We start from the raw sequence: 16,527 nt of genomic DNA on the forward strand, positions 1-16,527 counted from the left end.
GATACAGGGGAATCCTGCTTCCACACGTTTTCCACGATTCTCATACGTCCGTGCCACACATCTTGTTTTTGGCTATGCTACAATACTGATATAAAACAGATGCAAAGCGAGGCCACAATCTATGAATACCCCCTACCTCGTCTATCTGGTGGACGATGAAACGAACCTGTTGGAGCTCTTGCAATCGTATTTGCAAAGTGCCGGATTGCAAGTGAAAGCGTTTTCTAATGGCAAGGACGTCTTGCCGTTACTTGATGAAGAAACACAGCCGCATTTGTGGATATTGGATATCATGATGCCTGACATCGACGGCTATGAGCTCTTGCGTCTTATCCGCGAAAAGTCGAATGTCCCGATCATCTTCATCTCCGCTCGCGATCAGGATGTCGATAAAATCATCGGATTGGAACTGGGCAGCGACGACTATTTGGCGAAGCCTTTTCTCCCTCGCGAACTGGTCATCCGTGCGAAAAAGCTGCTACAGCGCACTTATGAGAAGCCCGGTGCTACTGCTTCCTCTACCCAAACTTTCCAAGATTGGGTAACAGTTGATCCTTATATGATCTCAGAAAAAGGCAGACAAGTAAAAGAAGGCGACGAACTCATTGATTTAACCACAAAAGAATTCGAGCTCATCGTCTACCTTTTGCACAATCAAGGCTTGGCCTTGAATCGCGAGCAAATTCTGACCTCCATCTGGGGAGAAGACTACATCGGCTCAGACAGAGCTGTCGATGACTTGGTGAAGCGCATCCGCAAGAAAATGCCCAAGTTTCCATTGGAGACGGTCTATGGCTTCGGCTACCGAATGACGCGTATATGAGCAAATTCCGGCTGAAAAATCTGCCGATATCCAGGCAAATCCTCATTTTGTTCATGATCCTGACAAGCGTCCTCGGGGTTGGCCTTGGCATCGGTTATCCGATGGCTGTCAAACAGTATCTGGTCTCCAACACTTACTCGCTCTTGGAAGAAGAGTTTTACACCTTATCTCAGCATATCTCCTTTAACGAGCATAATGAGCTGCTGCCTGTTCCGGCTGCGGCCCCTTACTTTTTACAGCTCTTGCTCCAACGTTATGAGTACTCATTTGATATGATCGTCTATGCTGAAAACGGTCAAGAGCTGGGTCGCCGAAGCAATAGCAATGGCCGTATTCCGTATGAGGATTCCAAGGAGCTGTTCCTAAAAGCAGCCACATACCCAAGCAACAAGCTCCAGCATGGTTCGCTGGATCGTGGAGCCGAGAGCTATTTGTTCGTCAGCAAAAAAATGGATTACCATGGCTTCCCTTACTACATGGTGCTCTTCTCCAAGGAACAGGAGCTCAACCAGATTAATTCGATCCTGACTCGTCAGTTTTTGCTTGTGTTTGGTCTGCTGCTGCTCGTAAGCTGGTTGTTGGCCGTGTGGTTTAGCGGGTATTTGAGCAGACCTTTGCGTACACTTGAAGAGCTGTGCAAAAAAATCGCTCGTCGTCAATTCGATATCCCGCTTGCGATGGATCGCGGAGATGAGATCGGTCAGCTCGCCCGCTCATTCGATATGATGAAAAACCAACTGAAGGAATACGACGAGTCACAGCAACATTTTGTCCAAAATATTTCCCATGAGCTCAAAACACCGATCATGGCGATTCAAGGATACACACAAGGGCTCATCGAAGGCGTTTTCCAGGGCCCTCAGGCTGAAAAAGGGCTTTCCATCATCATGGAAGAGAGCAAGCGCCTCGAAAAGGTCGTCGGACAGCTCTTGTACATCACGAAGATCGAGTCTGTCTCTCAAATGATGCAAGTCGACCGCGTCGACCTGTCAGAGATGATGCACCTGTTGAAGCAGCGGCTATCCGTGCTCAATCCGCAAATCGAGTGGGAGTTAAATCTGGCAGCCGACTTGATCGTGGAGGGAGACGGCGAGCAATTGAGCACTGCGTTTGTCAATATCATGGAAAATCAATTGCGCTACGCCAAAAGCCGACTTACCATCACAGGTAGACACGCGGGAAAAAGCGTAGTCGTCGCGATTTCCAATGATGGGCCACTTATTGAGGAGGCGCTGCTGCCGAATTTGTTCCAGCGTTTCCGCAAAGGAAAGTCGGGCAAACATGGGCTTGGACTCGCTATTGCACGTGCCGTCTTGGAAGCACATAAAGGGACGATTGATGCCCGCAACGATCCAGATGGACCTTGCTTTACAATGATCGTACCCGTTGAGTTCAAAGGCCGATTGAATTGACAGGAGGGGACACTTGTCCTCTCTTTTTCTATTTTAAAAGAGAAATTCAATAAAAGCGTAAGAAGATACCGTGACAAAACCGAGCTTCTCATACACGTGTACCGCCGTAGGATTATCGGCAAAAACCATCAAATAAACATTCGCAGACTTCGCCAAGCCTATCCGGGAAATATCTGAGCTGATTTGCGTACCCAACCCTTTTTGCCGATGATAAACAGATGTTCCAATGTTCCCGATTTCTACGTAGGCTTCGTCATAGACATGAAAGCCTGCTACAGCCATCGGTTCTCTTCCTTCCGAAAAGAGTGCGATGTGTGGCATTTCTGCTACTTCCTCTGCTCGAAAACTAATCATGCCGAGCTCTGCCGCCATATTCTCCACGATCTGTGCTTCGGATAACTCCAGTATTCGTGATTCTCCCACAGGTAAAAGGCGCTCAGGATCGGTTAATTTCATCAAATACATAGTACGTGTGGCGAGTATATTCGGAATCTGTACGCGCGTAAGGAGAGGCTCTGCTAATGCAAGCACGCCCTTTTGTCCATCTGGCAGGCTGCCATCTAGCACTTCTTTTAGATAGGAGAGCATCGGCTCCACTTCGTAATTTTCCTCCCCCTCTACCACATGAAGAGAAAACGCGTGAAAAGGCATCCCTTTTAAGTAAGACCCGATGGCAATTAATTCTTTTTGGGCGCTGTCCGTTACAACGACGCTCCTGTCCGTTCGCAAATACATATTTCCGTATAAAATGTACGAATCTTCTAACGAAATTTGTTCCAAAAGCTGGCGTTGTTCATGACCTGTTCGCAATTTTAGCAAAGAAATCACTCCTTCTAACAATTCCCTATTGACGTTGTCGTACTTCACGGTTAACATGGTAAAAATTTCTCTATTAAAGAGGCAGTTCAAAAAATCGAGACCAACTTCACCTAGGAGGAGAGAATCGTGGCTTTTTATTACACAGAACCATCTCGAACGTTTAATGAGTTTTTGTTGTTGCCAAATCTCACCACAAAAGAATGCACTCCGAACAATGTGGACTTATCCACTCCGATTACCAAGTATAAAAAAGGTGAAAAGCCTGCCATCTCACTAAACATACCGTTCTCATCCGCAGTCATGCAAGCAGTTTCCGACCATCATATGGCGGTCGCATTGGCTAGATGTGGCGGTATTTCGTTTATTTTTGGCTCCCAGTCCATCGAGAGCCAGGCAACCATGGTTCGCAAAGCAAAGGGCTACAAGGCTGGTTTCGTCGTGAGCCGTTCCAACCTGACACCAAGCCATACGCTGAAAGACATTTTGGAATTGAAAGAGGCGACAGGCCACTCCACCGTTGCCATTACGGAAGATGGTACGGCAAAAGGCAAGCTGCTCGGAATCGTAACAGGTCGCGATTATCGCATCAGCCGTGACTCTCAGGACAAACTCGTCAGCGATATCATGACGCCATTCTCAAAGCTGATCTATGGCAAATCTGGCATCTCGCTCTCCGAAGCCAATGACCTGATCTGGGAGCACAAGCTCAACTGCTTGCCAATCGTGGACGAAAATCAAAATCTCGACTTCCTCGTTTTCCGCAAGGACTACGATTCCCGCAAAAACAATCCGCTGTCCCTTTTGGATGCGAACAAGAGCTATATCGTTGGTGCCGGTATCAATACAAAAGACTACAAGGAGCGCGTCCCTGCGTTGGTGGAAGCAGGCGTTGATATTTTGGTCATCGACTCCTCCGACGGCTTCAGCGAATGGCAACGCGAGACGGTTCAATATGTAAAAGAAAACTTCAATGTTCCGATCGGTGCAGGTAACGTCGTCGATAAGGAAGGCTTCCGCTACCTCGTGGAATCAGGCGCAGATTTCATAAAAGTAGGGATTGGCGGCGGCTCCATCTGCATTACCCGCGAACAAAAAGGAATCGGACGCGGCCAAGCCTCTTCCCTCATTGAAGTGGCAGCAGCTCGCGACGAGTACTTCAAGGAAACAGGCATTTACGTTCCGCTCTGCTCCGACGGCGGAATCGTACATGACTACCACGTGACACTGGCTTTGGCTATGGGTGCAGACTTTGTCATGCTGGGCCGTTACTTCGCTCGCTTCGACGAAAGCCCGACCAAAAAAGTGAAGATCGGCAACAACTTCGTGAAAGAATACTGGGGAGAAGGCTCCAACCGCGCTCGCAACTGGCAACGCTATGACACTGGCGGCAAAAGCAGTCTCGTCTTTGAAGAAGGCGTAGACTCCTATGTACCATATGCGGGAAGCCTGCGCGAGAACATGGATCGCACCTTGAGCAAAATCAAATCGACCATGTGCAATTGCGGGTCGCTCTCCATCTCCGAGCTTCAACAAAAAGCGCGAATCACCGTCATCTCTGCTACCAGCTTGGTAGAAGGCGGCGCACATGACGTTATCTTGAAAGAAAGCAGCATGGCTGCTGAGTAATACAATCGACGTAATCACAAAAAACCAGTCTGCGGCTCACAGTGCTAGCAGACTGGTTTTTTTCTTAAAATCCTCACGCGATGAGGGGGATATCCAGGCATCTTGTTAGTAGTAGCAGGAATTTTAGTCTACAACTATCACCATTGTTTACGGCAAACGATATTCGGCAAACGGTTCCCCGCTTCGGTACATGTCACTCAATCGATCCAGCTCTGCCAATGTCGCTTCATCCAACGTCAAAGCTGCACTTTGCAAATTATCCGTAAGCTGCCCTACACTGGTCGCGCCCACGATCACCGAAGAGACAGCCGGCTTGTGCATGAGCCAAGCCAGGGACAGCACACTGGGGGATACGCCTATCTCCGCCGCTACCTGACTGATTTTGCGACCAAACTCCAGCTTGTCTTCGCTCAGCAACCGGACGAAACGCGGCTCCTTGTCCGCACGCGAACCAGCCGGAGCCTGTTCTGCGGAGGTATATTTTCCTGTTAAAATTCCGCCAGCGAGCGGGAAGTACGGAATGATCCCCACCCCCTGGTCAAGACAAAGCGGTACGAGTTCACGCTCGGGCGTCCGATCTGCAAGCGAGTAGCTGACCTGCGTTGATACGTAACGATTCAGCCCTTCCCGCTGACTAATACCGATTGCCTTCATCAATTCCCAGGCCGCATAGTTGGAAGCTCCGATGTAACGCACCTTCCCGGACCGAACCATGTCATCTAGTGCGCGGAGTGTTTCCTCCAAAGGCGTCTCTGGATCAAACGTATGAATTTGATATAAGTCCACATAATCGGTGCGCAAGCGCTTCAAGCTGTTCTCCAGCTCCAGCATCAGGTGATAACGCGATGAGCCTCTCTGATTCGGTCCTTCGCCTTTTACCAAACCAGCCTTCGTCGCCAAAACGACCTCGTGCCGCTTCCCTTCCAATGCCAGCCCGATGATTCGCTCCGATTCTGTTTGCGTATAAATATTTGCTGTATCAATAAAGGTAATCCCGTTTTCGATTGCGGTATGAATGATGTTTACAGACGTTTGCTCATCCGCACGCCCTCCGAATGAGTTCGTGCCTAACCCCAATGCTGATACCTTCAATCCACTGCCACCGAGTCGGTAGTATTTCATATTGTGATCGACCTCTTTTCATAATAGGAGTGCTCTTCCATTATCTCCTATTTGGGAGGGATTGAAAAATAAGATTAGGATAGTTTATTTTTCGAAATATTCTGTATTTTTTTCATAGTTCTTGATACACACATTTGGGATACATTTAAAAAATCTGCTGTTTGCGTCTGATTGTAGCCTGCCATCCTTAGTTGCAGGACTTGCCACTCTTTGGATGAGATTTGATTTTGCAGTTGCGCAAGCAAAGCAGTAACATACAGCTTGTCCAGCACGTACTCTTCCACGTCACGTCCTTCGTCCTTCAAGACGTCCATAGCTGTGGCAGCTTCATGGCTCGAAGCAGATGCCTTCAAGTATGGCTCCTGTAAATACTTCACAGGTCTCCCGACATCCAGCGCTTTTTTGATCTGTTCCTCATTTTCACCCAACAGTGCAGACAATTCTTCTATGGTAGGGAGATATCCCAGGTCTGCCTCTATTTTACTGATGTGTTGGAGAATCGTTGTTGCCGTTCTAGTCGGCCGTACAATATTTCCGCTATCTCGCAAAAAGCAGTTGATCTCCCTCACAATCGTTATGACTGCAAAGGACGAAAACTTCACGCCTCTTGCTATATCAAAAGCTTTGATAGCCTTGATGATTCCCATTCTCCCCAATTGCAAGATATCCGCTTTTTCCAAGCAATATTGCCTCACTAATGTCTCTGGCTTTCCAATATATTTGTGCACAGAATGCCAAATGAGATCTTCATTTGCGAGTATCACTTCACCAAGATACTCACTGTCTTCCTTGCAGCGGCGAATATTCTCCATGTTATACAAGGAATATTGTGCTTGATTCTTGCCCACTCTCTGTTTTACGAACAGCGCATGCTCACTCATAATACCTCCTCCCAGCCTATCTTTATGATTTGCTTAATAAGCCGTTCATTTTTTTGTAATGGGTCATGACTTTTGTATAGTAGCCATCGTGATAACGATTTCGGTCGACATTTCCCTCGCCCTGGTTATAGGCGATGATACTTAAACGAAGGTCTCCATATTTCTTTTGCAAGAGATCCAAATACTTGATACCCGCTTGCAGGTTGATCACTGGATCAAACAGGTCATCAGGATGAACTCCCAGCCAGCTTCCTGTGCGTGGCATGATTTGTAATAATCCTCTTGCGCCCTTGCCAGAGATCGCGTCATGCTGAAAACGGCTTTCCTGCCAGATCATCGCCATGATCAAAACCGGATCTATTTCGTATTGCTTGGATAATCCAAAAATCGTTTCTGTATAAAGCTCGACTGTGGCTTTATCCAGTCTCGGCGCAACCTGTGTGATTACGTTTGCAAGCTCCTTTTTTCTATGCACCTGCCTATCTGTGTCCCTGGCCAGTTTCAGCACAGGATGAATTTCCGACAGCCCCTTTTCTACGGCTGGCAGTACAGCATTAGCGGGAATGAACACTGCGGCAACAATGCCGATTAGTTTTGTTAGCACGTAACTCGCCTTTTCAGATGTAGCTGATGGACTGCTTGCAGAATGTTTTTCTGCATTCTCTCCACCCCGATTGCCGTATCCAATGTAAGGACCGATCGTCGCGAAGCTTGGGCAAGGGACAGATAGGCTTCCTGCACCTTGAGCAGCATGGCATTATTCGCATCTACTTCGGTTCGCAGAAAAAAGGTTGCGTCGGGTCGCTTCGTCAAATCACTCATCGTGGAATACCAGGAAAGAGGAGTATCCTTTATATAGAAGTAGTAATAATTGGACAGTTCGTAATGATCAATGATGATAAAATCAACGTTCTCCTTCGAAAGCCTCGCCATTTCTCGCTGATAGTCCAGAAAATCGGCTTCAAAAAGCTTCCCTACCGCTTTCTCATCCAGCTCAATTTCGCAGCGAAGCCACATGCCAATGACCGCTCCAATTGGGGTATCTAAACGCGGAAACGATACTCTTTTCACTTTATATCCGAGGCATCTCAAATTTTCTTCTAGTAACGCCGCTTGGGCTTCCTTCGCATTGGCGTCAATTCCTTCGAAAGCGACAATCGTGGGCTGTCTCATGGCACTACATCGTCTCCTCATTTGTCGAGATTTCCTCTGCTGCTTCACGAAGCTTTTTCTCTGCTTCCAGCTCAGCAGCCTGAGTAGCCAGATGATCTGCTAGCATTTGTTCGAATTCTTCCTTTGTAATCTCATAAATCTCGGAATGGAGTCGGTTCACCGTGTATCCCATACCGTCGGTCAGTAAAAAGTTTGTGTAGGTCAACGGCTCCTCACGAAACTCCTGCTTTTCGTAATCGAAAGCAATGACTGCTTTTTCAATGCCCGCTACGCAACCGCCGAACCAGATATTTACCTCTTCTTCTCCACCCTCGGCTGTAGGTGTTGTATGCATATTGGTCGGAACGTGTACATATTTTCCAATGACCTGATGGGAGAGCTCCTCGGTCAATTCCTCATTCAACTTTTTCAACAAAACTGCCATGCTGGATCATTCCTTTTCATCGATTATTTGTGTATGTCTACAGCTCACCGTACTGCTTCAAAATCGCCTTGATGATTTGACACACTCTTTCCTTGCTGATATTGAATCTTTGGCCAATTTCCTCATGGTAATAGCCTTCACTTCTCATCCGGAGAATCAGCTTGTCTCGCGTGGACAGCTTCATATACTCCATGATGTCGATCATCATCTCTACTTCCTCATAGCGAAACTCCTCGCTCGGAGAAGCAATACGACTGATCATCGTTTCCTCTTCATTCTCATCTCCACCAGAGACAAGAACTGCATTACTGTTTGTCAGGTTTTTTTGCGTGCCTGCTTTCCGCAAGCAGTCGCGAATTTTATTCGTAATCACATGATCGACAAAGGTAGTCACTCTGGCTTTTTCCTGGTCGTAATCCTTCATCGTGCGATACACCTTTAAGAGAACCTCCTGAACGACATCATCATGGGTCATTCCAGCAAACGTCATTCCGGTCAGCTTGGCTTCACAGTTTTCTTTTGCCTTCTGCAAAAAATCATCGACTTTCCCTGCAAAAAATAACTCGTCCATTTGGTGAAGTTGATCTGTCATGTACTTCATCCCCTCCTCATGCTCCTATTCACAGTGGCTCTATCACACTAGGTAATGGGAGGAGGGATTTAGCAACCAGCTTTCAAAATTTTTTTCGGACAAGTTTGCAAGGTACCAGCCGTGAATACTTTTCCATTCAAAATCTTCCAGGAAGCACACTGACGCTTGAGGTACCACTGGCAATCGCGACAAATGTCATGAACCACACACCGACAAGTCATGGGTACGACATCCTGTTCCTTTGCTGACATCACGCTGTCGTTGACTGTGATTTTCTTTTGGCAGGCATTTTCATAATCACATCCCTGACAGGCCATGCTACCCACCGATCCTGACGATCCCGATTCCTTTTAGGGACTCAGGATTCACTTGAACATGCTCGCGAAAAAACTCTTCCAAAACAGCTATGGGGGTGTCTTGGGTCGACGTATATTTCATGACCTGCACCTGCTCTCCATCTGCCGAAAAACTAATCTGATAGTACATGGTTTCTCCCCTCCTTTTGCTTCTTGTCGAATCTATACGAAGCGATTTGCGATGCATTAAGCGGATTTTGAAAAATAAAAAAAAACCAGCCGTTTATTCCAGCTGGTCCTCTACGTATAATTCCTCAATCATTTCCTCTGTTATCTTCATCTTCCCAAATTCCTGGCAAACTTTTTGAAATCCAAACAGCAGGGAGTCATTTTCTGTGAAAACCTCGTTCAGGTCCATTCCCACCATGCCAAGCGCGTCACTGAGCTCCTCCCAGCCTTCGCGATCGATATCCTCTCCCAGTAGAAATTCAGCTAATGCAGCAATAACTACGACATACAAAACGGCTTTTTTGGAATCTCTCATTCTTATCCCCCTCAATTCTTATTCGTTTGAGATAGAATAGACAGTTTCGAATGAGTTTTCTCCCTTTAAAAAGAAAAAGCCCGCTGTAAACGGGCCTACTTTACATCTGCGATGATTTTTTGAATCAAACTTTCATCAAGCAAATGGCTGGCTACTGTCAATGCCTTTGCCATTCGCTCCTTATCTCCATCAAAAACCTCGTGGATAATGTGACGCACACTTTCTTCATTCAGCATGAAGTTCTTGGCCATCGCCATAATCCCAACAACAGCTTCATGATCCTTGAGCGCCTTCGCAGAAACTTTTTCCTTCGTTTGTTGAATGATGATTTGTATCCTATCACTTCGCAATGTTATGACCTCCTGGCTTATTGACGACCGAATATGTATTCCAAGGGAGACATCTTCCTCATCTGTCTAACCTATGAACGTAGAAGGAGCACATTTTGTTCCCAAAATTCTCAGCAAAAGGGGGTGAATCATTCGTGGTTGTCGACCTCTATCATCATCTCTATGAATTACTGTCTACAGATAGCCAGTTGCTCGCATTACTCGGAATTGCTCCAGAAGACAAGGACTCCCTATCCAAGCAGATTATCAAACGAAGAAAGCTCACCGAGCTATCTGATGTTACGAAGCCTCTCCTTTCCTTCTACGCAACTTCCGGAAAGCGCGACAACGATAATCCCCTCCTTCTCACCAGCTTTTTCCGATTGGATGTGATCACGCCTGGTGATGTCGAGCTGGCGCATCAAATCACGAACCATCTTTTCCATCTCTTAGACGGCAAAAGCTTATCGCTGAATGGAATAGAAGGATTGGACACGTATGTTGTCTCGCAGCAGGAATCCGATATGGGCCATTCCTCTACGTACTGCTTCACACTGATCACGAAGTTTACTTTGCAAGTTTGTTAGACATTTCAAAACCCCGTCTATCCTATGACAAGCTGATCGCGGTTCCCTTTCCACACGATTCAGCAACAGCACCCAAATCCCCTATCTAGAAGGAGTGACTTTCATTGTCTAAAAAAATGATTATCAAAGGTGTCGGTCAATTTCTTGCCAAACGCGCTTCCAAAGATGGAAATGGCGTCGAAGTCATTACGCTTGGTAATATGCAGGACCTGAAAATTGACATGAATGTTGAAATGGAGGATATCTTTGGCGGCGATGGACTCTTCGCCATTGACACTCTCGTCAAATCGAAAAGCATTGAGATTACCGCAACGGATGCCAAATTTGATCTGGCCGCACTTGAGCTCATGATGGGCTCCAAGCTGCAAGAGCAAAAGAGCGACTATGTCTATGTGCTGGGTGAGCAGAAAGCAATTACTGCTGGCAGCCTTGATCGTTCTGCATCCACTGGCGACGCTGGTGTGTGTGAAGTCGACTTTGGCGGTACCCTCTTCAACGGCGGCGGATTTGCTGTTCGTCTGAAAAATAGCAATCGCCTGTTGAAGCAAGTTAGCTTGAGTACGTCTGCTGCTCCAAAAGCTGACGAATTCATGGTGGATACTTTCAAAGATGGCGGCGAAGATAAAACGCGTCTCATCTTCTCGCCTGCCCTGATCAATGAAGATGTGGTCTTCAACTATCAGCGAACCGAAACCGTAGACGTGGTCGACATTTTGATGGATGAAGTGCCATTCCCGGTTCATGTCGTCCATCACGGCTCCTTCCTGCAAAAAGACGGAACCTATGCAGGCATTGAAACTGAGCTGTTCTCCTGCATGGCAAAAGGCAGCTTCTCGATCGATGCGGCCCGCTCCACAGCCAGCACTTCCGCTATTTCCTTGTCCGTTATTGATCCAGAGCGAGCAGATGGCAAGCTAGGCAGTGTGAAACGTTTCGTATCGACCAAAAAAGTGTAAACCTTTCGAGGCTAATCAGGCTGAGTGGAGAGCTCCATGCTCTTCGCTCTTGCCTTGCTTTTCTCAAAGGGAGTAACTTACAACGAATCATAGCGAACGACAACTCATTTTAGCAAGTAAATATATGTTTCAAGGAGGGATCTTTCGTGCTAAACCAACAAGAAGATCTGGAAAAAAAACACGCAGAGATGATGAACCAGGAAGCTGTAGAGCGCATCAAAAAACAGCAGGAGGCTGATCTGGTCGAAGCTATTTTCTTTGAAGATGATAGTGAAATCATGCTGCGTGACGGCAAAACCTACCGGATTCCGCCTGTGACCTTAAAAGACGCCCGCATCCTGATGAAAAAGCTAGGAACCGTCCATATCGACGCGATTATCCTTAATTTCCTCCCCTACGAAAACAAGGAAGAAGATTTATTCGATATCCTGCTTCTAGGCTTTCGCAACTACCCTGCGGTTACTCGTGAGTACTTGGATGAACATTGTGATTTGGAGACGGCCAAAAAGCTTATTAACCTCCTCATTGGTCTAAACGGCTTAAAAAAGTAGAGAGTGGCGAGGGTGACAGTTCCACCATTCGCGATATGGAATCTGGTGAGCCACTTGATTGGGGCGATCTATTTTTTCATCTCCATAAGGACTGTGGTTTGAAGAAATGGGATATTTGGGAGTACACCCTTCCCCAAGTAGCAGAATTAATGAAGAGAGTGAACAAATACATTCAATTTGAGGTAGAGACGCGCATGGGTTTTCCTTTCTTGAGAAGAAAGGGAACAAATTCTGTCGACAGCTCTCCCCTTGCACCTAGCTCACAAGACTATCAGGAAATTTCCGAAGACGATATTGCCGTACTTGGCAAAGTGTTAGGTGGTCTATAACCCGTTTCTGTCTATTCTAAGACCAGAACGGGATTTTTCTTTTGAGGAAGGTGATATTCATGGAAACTCAACGTTTGACCGATGCCCTCCGCTCTATAACGAGTACTGTACGAAATTCAGTAGAACAGTCGGCATCCCCATTTCTTCCCCAACAAGCTGCACCATTTTTTCAAGCACTGCATCAGCAACTGTACGAACTACGCCAAATGATACGGGACATTGAATCGAAGCCGCTCAGCATTTCCCGTAAGTACGAGTCTCAGCCCGTTTCCCATGCTGCTCCTGCTTCCCGACTGTCTGTAAGTACAGGAGAAGTCATTTCCCCGTTCCGCTTTGTGACTTTTCCTGATGCTCCCGTTAAAAGAACGGAAAAGTCCTATGGCACGAGAAGCACCCTCCATCCACAAGCTTGGGAAGAGGCTGCCGTAGATGTGTTGCGAAACATGATGAGCAGCGGCCTTCACACGCTGATCACCTCGATGGATATCGAAAATTGGGAGTCAGCGAAATCTTTGAACCGTCTGTTAAAGAAGGCAGAGCGTAATTTTTTGTTCAAAGATACGAACATGATGGATTTGGCGCAGGCACGCGTTTCTGGACGAACGACGGATCAAAAACAAGTGGAAGAAGAAGCCCATGGTTTGCGCGAATACTTGCGATCGGGAGTCAAACAAGACCTGCGGGATATCGCGCTAACGCATGCCGTCAGCCTTGAAGCAGTAACCAGAGCCTACTATACATCTTCCCGCCAATCCAATGACCCGTATGTAACTGTAGCCGATATTCGGGAGAAAGCAGCTCTGTTACCAGATAACCCTCTCGCTCCCCAAAACCGGATGCAAACCATCTGGCAGGCAGCATCCGTAGAAGCATTCGATCTTTTTAAAAATCAGCCCGGCAGCTTTCCTACGCTTTTGATCCACCTGCTTCAGCGCATGCGAGAAAGCCAGAACCAATTATCGCTCGCTGTGCGTCTGTTGAAAAATGCTGCGGATCAATACGGAGGAAAAGCCTCCTACGTCAAAGCTCAGCGCAATCTTTATGAAGGAAGTGAGCAGCGAAGACACGAGCGTGTTACCGCACTGCTTGGTCAATCCTCTTCTCCCTTTACACAAGAGGCGCTGGAAATCCAGTCCTGGCAATTGCAAAATCTGTCTTCCTATCAGGCTGCCCGCACTCGATTAATTCGCAACAGGCTAGAACAGAAAAGGGTACAAGAGCTGTATCCGTACAATGATCGATTGTTAAAGGCATTGATTGCGGAAGAGAAAAAGCTTCTTGAACAGTTGCATTTGCTCAGACGGAAGATGCGCGACGTAGAGCGTCAGGCACATTTGCTCACCAGCCGAATTCTTTTGGTCCAGCGCGCATTTGGGGGATTGCAGAGCACGATTACCACCTTGATTCCTTCTGTCTCTTCGCTGGATGAGAAGCTGCGTGCCCTTGCTGATACGTCTATCATAACCGACCAGCAGATCACGGACATGACAAGCGATTTGAAGCAGCAGGAGGAACAACTCCAGAAAACACGGGAAGCCTTGAACGAATTGACAGAAGCACTGTCCACGGCTGTACCCAAACCTCCGACTGCCGCAGCGGGTTCTCAGGCCGCTCCCTCAGCTACAGCCGCAAGCAGTTCATCCTCTACCGCTAGCAGACTCGCTCCTGTTGCTGCTCTCCTTTTTGACGAATTATCTGGTGATTTCAAGACGAAGATACGGGACAAGATGTTTAAAGGCAAAAAGAAGGAGGATAAGAAAGAAGCTGACTCTGACTCTGACTCTGACTCTGACTCCGACTCTGACTCTGACTCTGACTCTGAAACCGATTCTGAATCTAAACCTAAATCCGAATCTAAACCTAAACCTAAATCTGCCGAAAAAACGAGCGATACGGATGAGACAGACTCCACTCCAAAAGGCCCAGCCAAAGCAGGAAAAGCTGCTTCAACGTCTGTTGATGATGCAACCAAGAGTGTACCAGCATGGCGAAAAGGAATAAAAAATGCTGGGAAATTTTTAAAAGGCGCAGGTGTCTTAGGTGCTGGTTTAACGGCGCTCACGTTCTTGGATACTTTTAACAAAGACTGGTTACAGCCTTTGTTTATGTCCGACACCCAGCGACAAAGCAGGGTCTTGGATAACCAAAAAAACCTCGCGGCTGACATCATGAATATTGACAAAATGCCTCCTGTTTTAAAGGCTATGGGTTATATATCAACAGCTTTTAATGCTGTTACAGATAGTGCGATCAACCTCATGGGTGGCACTGCTCCTTCATGGAGCGATTACTCGAAAGCCTTGCAAGCCGGTGATAAATACGACGGTGCTAGGCTCAAAGAAGAGTTAAATAAAACGCTTCAGCTAGACGAGAAGGAAGCTGACCTTGAATTCGAAAAAACGAAATCCGATAAGAAAAAACTGGAGGAGAAAGATAAGAACTCTAAGCTTATCGATATCGATGGCGACGGCTCCAAGTTGGACAATACCCCCATTACTTCATGGAAAGAGGTTAAAACACTCGACCTTGGCAAGGAAGTAGTTGGTTATCATCTGGAAAAACTCGACTATAATGACAAAAATCTCAAAGCCAAATACGAAACAGAAAAGAGCAAACTTTTGTCCGAGGGCAAAACAGAAGATTCCCAGGAAATTCTAGACTTATTTGCAAAGTACCAAGATGGTAGAAGAGCAAATAACAGAACAATTCGTTTTTTACTGGAAAGCCTCATCAAGAATATTCCTGACAATAGCGACGCCAAACTAGTAGGACAATATACACTTGCGGGCTTAGACGCTTCTTATGAACAAATTAACCTCGATAAAACCAACCATACAGCCGGCACCAAAATTGAATCTGCGATGAGCAAAGTGAGCTCTGACCTGGCAAATAAAGAGCATCAGTATTACATTGACCGAAGCAAAGCACTCTTAGCTGGTCACAGTGCCAATTCTGAAGTCATTAAGAAACTCGAGGAAGAATATTTACGCAGTACGATTGAGTCGTTAGATGCAGGGAATTCTGACATGGATCGTCTTTTGTCCGAGTACCAAAACAACGAGACATTCAAGAAAAGCATCGAGGACTTTAAAAAAGGCCTCGAAAAAGCCAAATACGACAATCTCGTATCCCTGAATATGTCCAAGCGGCCCACCAAAGGAACCTTCAACATGCCCGACGGCTTGCAGCCTCTTACCTATTGGGGCATGCAAACCGCAAATGCAACACATAGCACCTACGACCTTACCTATGGTGGCAACAGCAATGTGAACATTACCATCGCCAACATGAGCGGAACCGAGGCTGACCTACAGCGCATCGGCTCGACCGTCAGCGAAGCCATTCGCAGTACACAAGCAAGCCTTTCCACCGAATTGAGCCAACAAGTACGCTCCGGCATCGCCACGAGCTACACGAGATTGTAAGGAGGTACAACGATGACCCAACAATATGCCTTTGGCACTGCCAATCAGCGCTACAAAAAAAAGCTGTTCGTCGATACAGGCTTCGAGTTCATGGAAGTAAACGCCCGCCTCATCGAGCCCTATTCTCCGCCGAGTCCCCAGCCTTCCTTGCGTGAAATCAAAATCATCAACGCTCCCTCGCACATCCACCACGCCGGCTTTAGCAGCTACCAATGTTCATTGACCTTGCTTTTTCCAGACAAAGAATCGTATAACCAGTACTTGAGCTACGCAGGCTGGACCCACAAGTTTTACGATGAAAAGGGAAGCATTTTCCTTGGAAGTGCAGAATCCATCACCCCCCATGTGCTTGAGGCAGGACGGCGCTACAGCGTAACCGTCGACCTGATCCTTATCAAAAAAGACTCGATCGAACGCGAATCTCGCTTCCAGTTTCAAGATATTGAAGGGCATTGGGCGCAGAAAAACATCGAGGAAATGGCCGATCTTGGGCTAATCACGGTCATTACCAGAGATGGGAAGCCCGTCATTTACTTCCGCCCCAATGATTTTGTGACGCGAGCCGAATTTATTGCTTTTTTGAATCGGACAAGGCGGCTGGTAGAGCGGATGATTCGGGAATAACTGAAGCTGTCCTG

General features: G+C 46.9%; 19 protein-coding genes. 9 read left to right on the forward strand and 10 right to left on the reverse strand.

Going from position 1 to position 16,527, the window contains the following annotated elements; all coding sequences use genetic code 11:
• The first annotated feature begins 121 nt into the window (after positions 1 to 121).
• Both HP568_RS02845 and HP568_RS02850 read left to right on the forward strand, forming a co-directional pair.
• Positions 122 to 823 carry a response regulator transcription factor gene (locus HP568_RS02845; protein ID WP_048031119.1) on the forward strand — a complete coding sequence of 234 codons (702 nt, stop codon included), beginning with the start codon at positions 122 to 124 and terminating at the stop codon, positions 821 to 823.
• Positions 820 to 2,235, forward strand: coding sequence for a sensor histidine kinase (locus tag HP568_RS02850; RefSeq protein WP_048031118.1), 1,416 nt, complete (start codon positions 820 to 822; stop codon positions 2,233 to 2,235). Before HP568_RS02845 ends, HP568_RS02850 begins: the two co-directional genes overlap by 4 nt.
• Before the next feature lie 33 nt (positions 2,236 to 2,268).
• Here HP568_RS02850 and HP568_RS02855 read toward each other — a convergent pair whose 3' ends face one another.
• Positions 2,269 to 3,063, reverse strand: a complete 795-nt coding sequence (locus HP568_RS02855) for a GNAT family N-acetyltransferase (protein ID WP_309142202.1) — start codon at positions 3,061 to 3,063, stop codon at positions 2,269 to 2,271.
• 117 nt (positions 3,064 to 3,180) lie between these two features.
• Here HP568_RS02855 and HP568_RS02860 point away from each other — a divergent pair, with 117 nt between their 5' ends.
• On the forward strand, positions 3,181 to 4,680 hold the full coding sequence (locus tag HP568_RS02860; RefSeq protein ID WP_048031117.1) for an IMP dehydrogenase: 1,500 nt from the start codon (positions 3,181 to 3,183) through the stop codon (positions 4,678 to 4,680).
• 147 nt (positions 4,681 to 4,827) lie between these two features.
• On the opposite strand, the gene HP568_RS02865 is transcribed toward HP568_RS02860, so the two are convergent.
• From HP568_RS02865 to HP568_RS02905, 9 genes are all read right to left on the reverse strand, one after another.
• Positions 4,828 to 5,802, reverse strand: a complete 975-nt coding sequence (locus HP568_RS02865) for an aldo/keto reductase (protein WP_173628262.1) — start codon at positions 5,800 to 5,802, stop codon at positions 4,828 to 4,830.
• Positions 5,803 to 5,876: 74 nt separating this feature from the next.
• On the reverse strand, positions 5,877 to 6,683 hold the full coding sequence (locus HP568_RS02870; RefSeq protein ID WP_173628263.1) for a sigma-70 family RNA polymerase sigma factor: 807 nt from the start codon (positions 6,681 to 6,683) through the stop codon (positions 5,877 to 5,879).
• Positions 6,684 to 6,705: 22 nt separating this feature from the next.
• Positions 6,706 to 7,287, reverse strand: a complete 582-nt coding sequence (locus HP568_RS02875) for a lytic transglycosylase domain-containing protein (protein ID WP_048031114.1) — start codon at positions 7,285 to 7,287, stop codon at positions 6,706 to 6,708.
• Entirely contained in the window at positions 7,281 to 7,856 is a 576-nt protein-coding gene (locus tag HP568_RS02880; protein WP_048031113.1) for a dTMP kinase, read from the reverse strand. Before HP568_RS02880 ends, HP568_RS02875 begins: the two co-directional genes overlap by 7 nt.
• 4 nt (positions 7,857 to 7,860) lie before the next feature.
• Positions 7,861 to 8,280 carry a hypothetical protein gene (locus tag HP568_RS02885; protein ID WP_173628264.1) on the reverse strand — a complete coding sequence of 140 codons (420 nt, stop codon included), beginning with the start codon at positions 8,278 to 8,280 and terminating at the stop codon, positions 7,861 to 7,863.
• A 37-nt stretch (positions 8,281 to 8,317) separates the two neighbouring features.
• Entirely contained in the window at positions 8,318 to 8,872 is a 555-nt protein-coding gene (locus HP568_RS02890) for a sigma-70 family RNA polymerase sigma factor (protein ID WP_173628265.1), read from the reverse strand.
• Between the two features lie 318 nt (positions 8,873 to 9,190).
• Positions 9,191 to 9,358 (reverse strand): hypothetical protein, encoded by a 168-nt coding sequence (locus HP568_RS02895; RefSeq protein ID WP_164724532.1) that lies wholly within the window; start codon positions 9,356 to 9,358, stop codon positions 9,191 to 9,193.
• A 93-nt stretch (positions 9,359 to 9,451) separates the two neighbouring features.
• Positions 9,452 to 9,712 (reverse strand): hypothetical protein, encoded by a 261-nt coding sequence (locus HP568_RS02900; protein ID WP_173628266.1) that lies wholly within the window; start codon positions 9,710 to 9,712, stop codon positions 9,452 to 9,454.
• A 95-nt stretch (positions 9,713 to 9,807) separates the two neighbouring features.
• Positions 9,808 to 10,062, reverse strand: a complete 255-nt coding sequence (locus HP568_RS02905; RefSeq protein WP_173628267.1) for a hypothetical protein — start codon at positions 10,060 to 10,062, stop codon at positions 9,808 to 9,810.
• Between the two features lie 134 nt (positions 10,063 to 10,196).
• Between HP568_RS02905 and HP568_RS02910 the strand changes: the two genes are divergently transcribed.
• The 6 genes from HP568_RS02910 to HP568_RS02935 all read left to right on the forward strand — a co-directional run bounded on the left by HP568_RS02910 (position 10,197) and on the right by HP568_RS02935 (position 16,513).
• Entirely contained in the window at positions 10,197 to 10,628 is a 432-nt protein-coding gene (locus HP568_RS02910) for a hypothetical protein (RefSeq protein WP_173628268.1), read from the forward strand.
• 104 nt (positions 10,629 to 10,732) lie between these two features.
• Positions 10,733 to 11,584, forward strand: coding sequence for a hypothetical protein (locus tag HP568_RS02915; protein WP_056494807.1), 852 nt, complete (start codon positions 10,733 to 10,735; stop codon positions 11,582 to 11,584).
• A gap of 146 nt (positions 11,585 to 11,730) precedes the next feature.
• Entirely contained in the window at positions 11,731 to 12,135 is a 405-nt protein-coding gene (locus HP568_RS02920; protein WP_048031105.1) for a hypothetical protein, read from the forward strand.
• A gap of 35 nt (positions 12,136 to 12,170) precedes the next feature.
• Positions 12,171 to 12,464, forward strand: a complete 294-nt coding sequence (locus tag HP568_RS02925) for a hypothetical protein (protein ID WP_048031104.1) — start codon at positions 12,171 to 12,173, stop codon at positions 12,462 to 12,464.
• A 59-nt stretch (positions 12,465 to 12,523) separates the two neighbouring features.
• Complete coding sequence (locus HP568_RS02930; RefSeq protein WP_173628269.1) at positions 12,524 to 15,889, forward strand: hypothetical protein; 3,366 nt, start codon at positions 12,524 to 12,526, stop codon at positions 15,887 to 15,889.
• 12 nt (positions 15,890 to 15,901) lie between these two features.
• Entirely contained in the window at positions 15,902 to 16,513 is a 612-nt protein-coding gene (locus HP568_RS02935; protein ID WP_048031102.1) for an S-layer homology domain-containing protein, read from the forward strand.
• Positions 16,514 to 16,527 lie beyond the last annotated feature (14 nt).

This window comes from Brevibacillus sp. MS2.2 (assembly GCF_013284345.1).
Taxonomy (GTDB): Bacteria; Bacillota; Bacilli; order Brevibacillales; family Brevibacillaceae; genus Brevibacillus; species Brevibacillus brevis_C.